Origin of the sequence: Brenneria sp. g21c3 (assembly GCF_040240345.1) — a bacterium.
Classification (GTDB): domain Bacteria; phylum Pseudomonadota; class Gammaproteobacteria; order Enterobacterales; family Enterobacteriaceae; genus Brenneria.
Map to the genome: position 1 here is coordinate 1 of NZ_JBEIAB010000049.1, position 1,054 is coordinate 1,054.

Consider the following 1,054-nt stretch of genomic DNA (forward strand, 5'->3'; position numbering starts at 1 on the left):
GTCACCGGCACCCATTCGTTCTTCAGACTCCTGAAGAAGCGCTCCATTGGGCTGTTATCCCAGCAGTTTCCGCGCCGGCTCATACTCTGTCTGATCCTGTATCGCCACAGTAACTGCCGGAACTGCCTGCTTGTATAATGACTACCCTGGTCGCTGTGGAACATCACCCCGACGGGCTTACCGCGAGCTTCCCATGCCATTTCCAGCGCTTTCATGGTGAGTCTGCTGTCCGGCGAGAACGACATTGCCCAACCCACTGGTTTTCTTGCGAACAGGTCGAGAACAACGGCGAGGTACGCCCAGCGTTTACCTGTCCAGATATAGGTCACATCACCGCACCACACCTGGTTGGGCTCCGTTACGGCGAACTGTCGCTCAAGATGGTTCGGGATAGCAACGTGCTCATGACCGCCACGTTTATACCGGTGAGTCGGCTGCTGGCAACTGACCAGTCCCAGCTCTTTCATGAGCCTGCCAGCAAGCCAGCGCCCCATCTGGTAGCCTCTCTGGGTTGCCATTGTGGCGATGCTTCTTGCTCCGGCCGAACCGTGGCTGATGCCATGCAGCTCAAGTACCTGACTGCGTAATATAGCCCGTCTGCCGTCTGGCTTTTCAGGACGGTTTTTCCAGTATTTGTAGCTGCTGCGATGAACCCCGAACACATGGCAGAGTGTGGCCACAGGATAACGCGCCCTGAGTTTCCCGATTATCGAGAACTGTTCAGGGAGTCTGACATCAAGAGCGCGGTAGCCTTTTTTAATATTTCGTTTTCCATTTCAATACGTTGCATCTTCTTCCTGAGCTCACGTATTTCGATTTGTTCCGGCGTTATCGGGGAAGCTTTTGGCGTTTTGCCCTGACGCTCATCACGCAGTTGTTTGACCCATTTCGTCATCGTGGAAAGACCTACATCCATAGCCTTAGCGGCATCAGAGACGGTGTAGTTTTGATCGACAACCAGCTGAGCAGATTCGCGTTTGAATTCAGGACTAAAATTTCTTCTTTTCATTGGAGCACCTGTGTTGTTCTGAGGTGAGCATATCACCTCTGTTCA

Annotated in this window: 1 pseudogene; it reads right to left on the reverse strand. The window is 52.9% G+C overall.

From position 1 onward, the window contains the following. Positions 1 to 1,009, reverse strand: a pseudogene (locus tag ABRZ28_RS24235) (IS3 family transposase); the annotation flags it as partial. Between the last annotated feature and the right edge of the window lie 45 nt (positions 1,010 to 1,054).